The 8,052-nt window shown below is 68.9% G+C and carries 7 protein-coding genes; 3 read left to right on the forward strand and 4 right to left on the reverse strand.

Annotated elements, in window-relative coordinates; all coding sequences use genetic code 11:
• Window positions 1-136: 136 nt before the first annotated feature.
• The 3 genes from FL311_RS08510 to FL311_RS08520 all read left to right on the forward strand — a co-directional run bounded on the left by FL311_RS08510 (window position 137) and on the right by FL311_RS08520 (window position 4,770).
• The gene (locus FL311_RS08510; RefSeq protein ID WP_141324437.1) at window positions 137-2,176 is read left to right on the forward strand and encodes a serine hydrolase; all 2,040 of its coding nucleotides are present in this window, start codon (window positions 137-139) and stop codon (window positions 2,174-2,176) included.
• 129 nt (window positions 2,177-2,305) lie between these two features.
• Window positions 2,306-4,063, forward strand: a complete 1,758-nt coding sequence (locus FL311_RS43985; RefSeq protein WP_194869120.1) for a DUF4157 domain-containing protein — start codon at window positions 2,306-2,308, stop codon at window positions 4,061-4,063.
• A complete protein-coding gene (locus tag FL311_RS08520) occupies window positions 4,060-4,770 on the forward strand; it encodes a HEAT repeat domain-containing protein (RefSeq protein WP_141324438.1) in 711 nt (236 codons plus the stop codon). Before FL311_RS43985 ends, FL311_RS08520 begins: the two co-directional genes overlap by 4 nt.
• A 6-nt stretch (window positions 4,771-4,776) precedes the next feature.
• Here FL311_RS08520 and FL311_RS08525 read toward each other — a convergent pair whose 3' ends face one another.
• The 4 genes from FL311_RS08525 to FL311_RS08540 are packed head-to-tail and all read right to left on the reverse strand — an operon-like array spanning window position 4,777 to window position 7,868.
• Entirely contained in the window at window positions 4,777-5,325 is a 549-nt protein-coding gene (locus tag FL311_RS08525; protein ID WP_141324439.1) for a hypothetical protein, read from the reverse strand.
• Window positions 5,322-6,302, reverse strand: a complete 981-nt coding sequence (locus FL311_RS08530; RefSeq protein ID WP_141324440.1) for a FecR domain-containing protein — start codon at window positions 6,300-6,302, stop codon at window positions 5,322-5,324. The genes FL311_RS08525 and FL311_RS08530 overlap by 4 nt, the downstream gene beginning before the upstream one ends.
• Window positions 6,303-6,351: 49 nt before the next feature.
• Window positions 6,352-6,903: an RNA polymerase sigma factor gene (locus tag FL311_RS08535; protein WP_141324441.1), complete on the reverse strand. Its 552-nt coding sequence runs from the start codon at window positions 6,901-6,903 to the stop codon at window positions 6,352-6,354.
• 50 nt (window positions 6,904-6,953) lie between these two features.
• A complete protein-coding gene (locus tag FL311_RS08540) occupies window positions 6,954-7,868 on the reverse strand; it encodes a hypothetical protein (RefSeq protein WP_141324442.1) in 915 nt (304 codons plus the stop codon).
• Between the last annotated feature and the right edge of the window lie 184 nt (window positions 7,869-8,052).

Consider the following 8,052-nt stretch of genomic DNA (forward strand, 5'->3'; position numbering starts at 1 on the left):
GGCCCATCTGCCGAAACGCTCGCAAATCCAACACTCGGCGCGAGGGAGGCGACTTCGACCTTCCGCACCTGAGGTGAAACGGGCGCGGGCTTCGTTCCTGGCTGGCAGCCACACCGTCAAGCAGGAGTCCACGCACATGAAAGCCTTTGGAATGAAGCCGCTGCTGACAGCCCTGTCAGTGCTGATGGCATCCCTGGTGGGATGCGGGGTCGCCGAGCAGGAGGCGCCCGCCACCGCGGAGTCCTCGCCGGAGTCCACGACCCAGCAGGCCCTGGTCGGTCCCTATGACCCCTGGGTCGCGCGCCACAACCTCACCGCCGCGCAATACCAGACGGAGTTCAACACGTGGACGGGGCAAGGCTATCGCCTCTCCTATGTCAGCGGTTACGAGGACGGGGGCAGTGCCCGCTACGCCGCCATCTTCGAGGACACGAGCGGGCCCGCCTGGCGGGCCTCACACGGGCTGACCTCCGCGCAGTACCAGACGGCCGTCGTCAACCAGAACGCGCAGGGCTACCGCCCGGTGATGGTCAACGGCTACAGCGTCGGAGGCGTCGCCTACTTCGCGGTCATCTTCCACGCGGCCAATGGCGTCCCGTGGGTGGCCCGCCATGACATGACCGCGGCCCAGTACCAGACGGAGTTCAACACCTGGACGGGCCAGGGCTACCGGCCCGTGCACGTCAGTGGCTACACGTCCGGTGGCGCGGAGCGCTACGCGGCCATCTGGGAGCAGTCGGCCGGGCCGGCCTGGCGAGCCCACCATGGGATGACCGCGGCCCAGTACCAGTCCACCTTCAATACCAATGCGTCCCAGGGCTACCAGCTCGCGAAGGTCAGCAGCTACAACGTGGGCGGCACGGACCGGTACGCGGCCATCTTCCACGCGTCCTCGGGGATTCCGATGGCCGCGCGCCACGGGCTCACCTCGGCCGCGTATCAGCAGGCCGCGACGGACCTCAAGAACCAGGGGTATCGCCCCATCCTGGTGGCGGCGCACAACAACGGGAGCGCGCCCGAGTTCTCGCTGCTCTGGCAGAACCTGACGTTCAGCGCCGCGGACCTGCAGCACATCGACACCACCGTCCAGCAGGCGATGAACGCCACGAACACCGTCGGCCTGTCGCTGGCCATCACCCGCCGCGGGCGCCTGGTGTTCGCCAAGGGCTATGGCCTGGCCGACCGGAGCAACAACACCCCGGTCCACAGCTCCCACCGCTTCCGCGTCGCCAGCGTCTCCAAGCCGATGACGGCCATCGGCATCATGCGGCTCATCGAGAGCGGCCAGATTCAGCTGACGGACCGCGTCTTCGGCCGGGGCGCACTGCTCGGTGAGCTCTACGGCGCGCAGGGCACCTACGCCGACAGCCGCGTCCTGAACATCACGGTCCAGCACCTGCTGGAGCACACCGCGGGCGCCTGGGACAACGACGGCGGCGACGGCACCGGCGACCCGATGTTCATGAACACGGGCATGAACCACGCGCAGCTCATCCAGTGGGTCCTGCAGAACGTGCCGCTCGAGTTCGCGCCGGGGACGCGGTACCAGTACTCGAACTTCGGCTACAGCGTCCTGGGTCGCATCATCGAGCGCGTCACGGGGATGACCTATGACGCCTACATGCAGAGCCGCGTGTTCACGCCCAGCGGCGCCACCAGCTTCGCGGTGGGCGGCGACACCCTGGCCGCGCGGCTGTCCAACGAGGTCGCCTACTACCAGCTTGGCGCGGGGGCGGCCAACCCGTACGGCATGCCGGTGCGGCGCATGGACGCGCACGGCGGCTGGGTCGTCACGCCCATCGACCTGCTGCGCGTCTCCGTGCGCGCGGATGGGTTCTCCACCGTGCCGGACCTGCTGAGCGCGGGCTCGACCACCACGATGACCACGCGCACGACGGCGCTGGACACCGCGGGCAACGCCGTCAACTACGCCAAGGGCTGGTCGGTGAACAGCATCCCCAACTGGTGGCACGGCGGCTACATCCCGGGCACCCTGGCCTTGTTGGTGCGGACCGATGACCGCTACGGCCCCAGCCGCACCGAGGAGTTCACCTGGTCGGTCATGACCAACTCCGACAACAGCACCAGCTCGGGCGTGCCCGACATCAACCTCGACAGCCTCATGTGGAGCGTGGTGAACGGCGTCAACGCCTGGCCCGCACACGACCTGTTCTAATCCGGCACGTGGGACCGGCGGGACGCTCCAGCGCCTCCGCCGGTCCCTTGCCCTCTCGGCGAATCTCGCTCAACCTTTCGGCCTGACGGCGTTGTTCCATCGGAGGCACCCGAGCTCGGGAGGCACGCGATGCGAATGCACACCAGGAAGGCCCAGGACCCGGTCCGGTCCAGTGCCCCCCGGCCCATGGCGAGGGTCGGCAAGGGCCTCGTGGGGAATGACGCCGAGCACGTGGCCAGCGCTCCCCTGGGGTCATGGAGCATCGGCGACATCCCGCTCTTCCCACCCACCGCGCCCCAAACGAAGCTCTCCATCGGAGAGGCGCAGGGCCCGCTGGAGCGCGAGGCGGACCGCGTCGCCGACCAGGTGCTGCGCATGCCCGAGCGTGTCGGTCCTGTCGGCACCTCCCCGCTGCAGCTCAGCCGCAAATGCACCTCCTGCGAGGAGGAGGACACAATCCAGACGATGGCCGCCGGGTCCCGGCCCTCGAGCTGGTCACGTGACACGGTGAGCGACGTGCTGCGCTCGCCAGGCCAGCCGCTCGATGCGCAGACCCGGGCCTTCTTCGAGCCGCGCTTCGGGCACGACTTCTCCTCCGTGCGCCTGCACACGGACACCCGGGCCGCGCAGTCCGCCCGGAGCCTGAATGCCCATGCCTATACCGTCGGCCACGACGTGGTCTTCGGCCGGGGGCAGTTCGCGCCGGGAACCCATGAAGGACGGCGCCTGCTGGCCCATGAGCTGACGCATGTGGTGCAGCAGTCCGGCGCGAAGGGGCTCCGCTCCGACAGGCAGGCCCCCAGCCAGGACACGCCTCGGGTCTCCGCCAGGGGCGCCTCCAACACGCTCATGAAGAAGGGCTTCGAGAGCACGGTGCAGGTGTGTCACCGGGTCCTCGAATCGAGGAAGTTCGAGGTCACGAACGGCGGCCTGCGCGTCGTGCTGCTCCCTCAGGCCGTGGACCGGGGCGTCCCCAACTGCCGGGACTTCGATTACCACGTCACGTTGACCCGCTCGGTGGACTGGGGGTTCGACCAGGAGATTGGCACCTGCGAGGCCACCACCGGGGGCCCCAGGACCTTCACCTTCGGCAACCTCTCGTCCGGAACGTATTACCTGACGGTCTGGCGCAACTTCGACCATCCCCACTGCTGCCTCGAAGGGGACCTGATGGTCTTCGACGAAGCAGTCTCCGAGGACTCTTCCGGCTGCACACGCCACAAGTCGCTGTCGGCCATGGACATCGTGCATGGCGCATTGGACCTCGCGGGGTTCATTCCAGTCCTGGGAGCCATTCCCGATGGGGTGAACGCGGGCATCTATGCGTTGGAGGGCGATTGGGCCAACGCGGGGCTCTCGGCGGTGGCCATGGTCCCCGCCTGGGGAGATGGCGTGAAGCTCGGGGCCATCGCGGGCAAGGGGGCCATCAAGGTCTCCGAGAAGGCGGCCTTCCGGCTCGGCGAGGAAGGCATCGCCAAGGGCCTGAAGGAGGTCAAGGCCGCGAGCCAGGCGGAGAAGGCCGCCGTGGAGGCCTCGCAAGGCGCGGCCAAGACGGAGAAGGCCGTCGGCAAGGAGGCCGCCGCCCAGGCCGAGAAGAAGGAGGTCAAGGAGGCCGCCCAGGCGGAACAGGCGGGCAAGGACTCCAAGAAGAAGAAGGACAAGGGCTCGGGAGGGAAATGGACCTGCTACGGCCACAGCGCCGTCTTGCAGATCCCCAGCGCACTGCCTGAGAACAAGTGTCCCTACGATGGCACCTACGTCGACGGCCCTCCCGTGAGCGCCGCCAGCGAGGATGCAGCGTGCCTCGCCGCCAAGCATGCCTTCAATGCGATGATGCCGCGTGGCTGCCGCCCCAAGCACCTTGCTTGCAGGTGTTCGAAGCGATGAAACCCGACCGCGAACTCGCGAAGAAGTTGGACGCCATCGTCCAGGGAACCCTCGTCGATGGACGGGCCCAGACCGAAGCGCTCGTGGCCTCCGTCGTCAGCGCGGGAGGCACGTCGGAGCAGCAGCTCGTCAGGATGCTGGGGGACCCGAGCCTCGACCCCGAGCTTCGCGCGGACATCTGTTGGTTGATTCCGCGGCTGGAGCTCGATGGGGCGCAGACACTGCTCGAACCGCTCATGTCCGAGTCCTCGGACAAGCTCCGGGAGGAGGCGGCGGTGGGACTGGGGCTCGTCGCGCACGACACCTCCATCGAAGTCCTGCTCAAGGCGATGGAGCAGGATGCCTCCCCCTCCGTCCGGCGGGCCGCGCTTCACGCGTTGGGCATCTTCAGTCCACCGCGGGCCGCGCCCCACGTGATGAAGCTCCTGCTGGACCCGAGCGAAGATGAAGAGCTGAGGGCGGACGCCGCGGAGGCCCTGGCCCACTTCCGACATGAGGGCATCGTGGAGGTCCTCATCGACCAGCTCCGGGACGCGTCCGCGAAGGTGCGCTACTCGGCGGCCTACTCGCTGGGACAGCAGGGTGATGCAAAGGCCATCGAGCCGCTGCGCGAGGTCTCGCTGAGAGACCACGCCGCCACGCCGTGGGGCAGTGTTTCCTCCAGCGCACGGAACGCCCTCGATGAGCTGGCGGGCCGCGACGCCTGAGGTACGTCAGGGGGTGCTCAAGGCCTCCTGGACGACCAGGGCATCCAGCTCGATGACATCGCCCACGGCACCTTCGTCGCCCGTCACGTCCACCGACATCCGCTCCGTTCCCTCCGGAGCCGTCAGCTCGAGCGCGGTCCGCACCCATTGCCCGGAGAGCACCGGGCTGGTGAGCGTCTGCGCCTGCAACTCCTCGCCGTCCGAGTCACGCCAGCTGACCTTCATTGACGCGACCACCGAGCGCCCCGTGGTCCCTCGTGCCCAGAAGGAAGCGCGGTGCGCCCCTGGCCTCGCTGCGAACCCCGGCCAGTTGTCCAGGTGGACGCCCCAGCCATATGGCTCGGTCACCTCCACGCGCAGGACCGCTTCACCGTCTCTCGCATCAGTGGCCGCCCTCGAAGCGGTGACGCCGTACCACGCGGTCCACACTCCGAGCCCCGTCTCCAGCGAAGCCGTCTCCGCATCGAGCAGGTTGGAGGTCGGGGCATGGTCGATGACGACCTTTCCGCAAGCCATCAGCGCGACTGCCAGACACAGCAGGCTCCAGCGACTCATCGCTCCCGCCCCTCGCAGGACAGCGTCCCACGCGCACGCTGGACGGCCTCCGCGTAGCGTCCGCGCCGGAACTGCTCTTCGTGCCGGGCCCAGTGAGCACAGGCCCGCTGCGCGTCCTTCTGCTGGTACGTCAACAACGAGCCCAGCTCGAAGCTGAGGCGCTCGCGCGTCGCCACCGGCTGCTGGCGCATCGACTCCTCGAGGTACCGCGCAGCTTGCTCGAACTCGTGGCGACCGCGAAGGACCTCCAGCTCTCGCAAGACCTCGTCCACGCTCGGAGCACGAACCAACGTCGAGGGAGCGCGAGAGGGAACGACCTTCGGCGTCGGCGGCGTCGCCAGCGCGGGAGGCGGTCTCGACTCGGGAAGCGCTGGCTCGGGGGATACAGGCACGGGAAGCGCTGGCTCGTCGGATTTGACCACGGGCCACGCCAACCTCTGCCCCACCTGCACGGGCACCACTTCGCCACCGAGCTGGCGAAAGACAATGGCTCCCTCGTGCAGCGTGACGGTGCCTTCCCTCCCCTGCTCCTCCACCGTGAAGCGCGTGCCCATGACCTCGATGGCGCCGCCCGACACGAGCACGACCGCGGGGAGCGCATCGGTCGGCCGATGATTCACCGAGAACTCCGCGCGCCCCCGGACCAGCCGAACACCCGTGGGCTCCCGACGAACGACGAGCGCCCCCTGGTTCCGGAGGGTGATTCCTCGGGACGCGTCCAGCAGCGTGGCCTCGCCCCCTTGAATCACCACCCCCTCGGAGTCCTCCCGAACCAACAGGTCGGCGCTCGCCTGCGCGACCTCGAGCCCGCCCACGGAGCGCGGCGCAGGAGCCCGCATGAAGAACACCACGAGGGCCACCGCGACCGTCGACACAACGAGCCCCCAGGACACCGGACGCCTGTGCCACGCGGTGGGCCTGGGCTCGCGTGCGTCCCGCAGCCGCGCGCCCACCCGGGCACGGACAGCAGGCGGCATCCCTTGCTCGCGGCGAAGGGCATCTTCACGCCGCAGCTCTGCGCGGAGGTCACGGGGCGCCATCGTCCACCTTCCATCCCCAGGCCGACAGGCGGCCCTGGGCGCGGCTGATCAACTTCGACACGTAGCCCTCTGACAGCGAGAGGAGCTGGGCAATCTCGCGCTGGCTCAAGTCGTCCAGGAGCTTCAAGGTCATCACCACCCGCTCCTGCCCCGGCAGGCGGTCCAACGTCGCCGTGGCGCTGCTCACCGCTTCCCTGCGCTCGAGGGCCGCATCCGGCGTGGACTCCGGCGGTGTGGAGGACTCCGGAAACAAGAAGCTGGCGATGCGCTGTCGGAACGTCTTCTCGCGACGCAGGGCCGAGAACGCCACGTTCTGCGTGACGCGAAAGAGCCAGCCCCGCACATCCTCCTCGCGCAGCCAGGTCTGGTGCTCCCAGGCCTTCAGGAACACGTCATGCGTGACGTCTTCGGCCCACCCCGTACGGCCCGCCGCGAACCGCATCGCCCACACGTAGACGTCCTCGACGTGCGCCTCGTAGAGCGCGTCGAAGGACACGGGCCGGGCAGGCAGGGCCTTGAAGTGGACAGCACGCGACATCCATCACCTGCGAACCTACGAATGAGGCGGAAGGAACTTTCCTCCGGAAGCTACAGCCCCCACGAGAGCTGCACGCCGGTTTCGAGCCTCGCCCCTCCTCGTGACCACAGTGTCTCGCCCTCGCGCACATGCGTCACGGGCCGCAGCAGCCCCAGGGCCACGCGCACCTCCGCGGCGAGACGCTCGGTGAACCGCCAGCCGAGCTTCAGCCGGGCCCAGCCCGCGGGAGAGACCTGGGTACCGCGCGGCTCCGACACCCAGGTGTCCTCGAGCCGGAAGGCATGGGCGACGAGGCCCGCGCCCACCGCCGGCTCCAGTCGCAGGCGCTCCGACACGGCGTGGCGATAGCTGAAGAACGCACCACCCTGCACCTCGACCACGTTCAGCGCCGGCTCGCGGGACACACCGAGCCCCGTCTCCACATCCAGTCCCAGCTCCCCCAGCCCCCACCTGGCCGAGAGCAGGAGGTGTGGAGCCACTCCGGGTCCGCCCCAGAGCGTCCCCAGTCCCAAGCCCAGGTCCACCCCGGATGCGTGCACCGGCGGGGCAGCGGCCACCTCCACGGGAGGCTGGAGCACCGGCTCGGGCGGGGACGGCTCAGGCTCCGGCTCGGGCTGCACCGCGCGTGTCATCTCGGCGAGCTTCTGCGCGACCTCCAGATGGAGCTCCGCGATGGAGCCCCGGCCCACGCGCACACGTTGTTCCACGCGTTGCCGCGGTCCGACGGCCTCCAGCAACAGTCCATCGGGAGTCCGGCTCGCGCGCAGCCGAAGCTGGGCCGGGCCGCGTGGGGAGACGACCGCGAAGCCCTCCTGAATCAGCCGCAGGGCCACCTTCCGCTCCAGCTCCACGCCGTCCCACCGCCGATAGTCCTGCTCGGGGAGCGCGCGAAGGTCGAAGGAAACCGACACCACCGGGGACTGGGTCAGGACGACGAGGGAGAGCGCGCAGAGCAAGGCGGTCATGCGGTGTCGGCGAGAGTACCGTCGGCCGTGTCCCTTCGGGCAGGAAAGTATTTTCGGCCTCGGGAGTAGCCAGGGACATGACGCTCCTTCGCTCCGTGAGCATCCTTCTTCTTTGCGCTGGCGTGGCCGCCTGTGAGGGCTCCGCGAAGAACAACCACCATGTCGGCGGAGGTGGAGGTGGAGG

This window comes from Myxococcus sp. AB025B (assembly GCF_006518215.1).
In the GTDB taxonomy this organism is placed as follows: Bacteria; Myxococcota; Myxococcia; order Myxococcales; family Myxococcaceae; genus Myxococcus; species Myxococcus fulvus.

Excerpts from the sequence above, each read along its gene's own strand:
- FL311_RS08510 (WP_141324437.1), top strand. The coding sequence starts at position 137 with ATGAAAGCCTTTGGAATGAAGCCGCTGCTGACAGCCCTGTCAGTGCTG.
- FL311_RS43985 (WP_194869120.1), top strand. The coding sequence starts at position 2,306 with ATGCGAATGCACACCAGGAAGGCCCAGGACCCGGTCCGGTCCAGTGCC.
- FL311_RS08520 (WP_141324438.1), top strand. The coding sequence starts at position 4,060 with ATGAAACCCGACCGCGAACTCGCGAAGAAGTTGGACGCCATCGTCCAG.
- FL311_RS08525 (WP_141324439.1), bottom strand. The coding sequence starts at position 5,325 with ATGAGTCGCTGGAGCCTGCTGTGTCTGGCAGTCGCGCTGATGGCTTGC.
- FL311_RS08530 (WP_141324440.1), bottom strand. The coding sequence starts at position 6,302 with ATGCCGCCTGCTGTCCGTGCCCGGGTGGGCGCGCGGCTGCGGGACGCA.
- FL311_RS08535 (WP_141324441.1), bottom strand. The coding sequence starts at position 6,903 with ATGTCGCGTGCTGTCCACTTCAAGGCCCTGCCTGCCCGGCCCGTGTCC.
- FL311_RS08540 (WP_141324442.1), bottom strand. The coding sequence starts at position 7,868 with ATGACCGCCTTGCTCTGCGCGCTCTCCCTCGTCGTCCTGACCCAGTCC.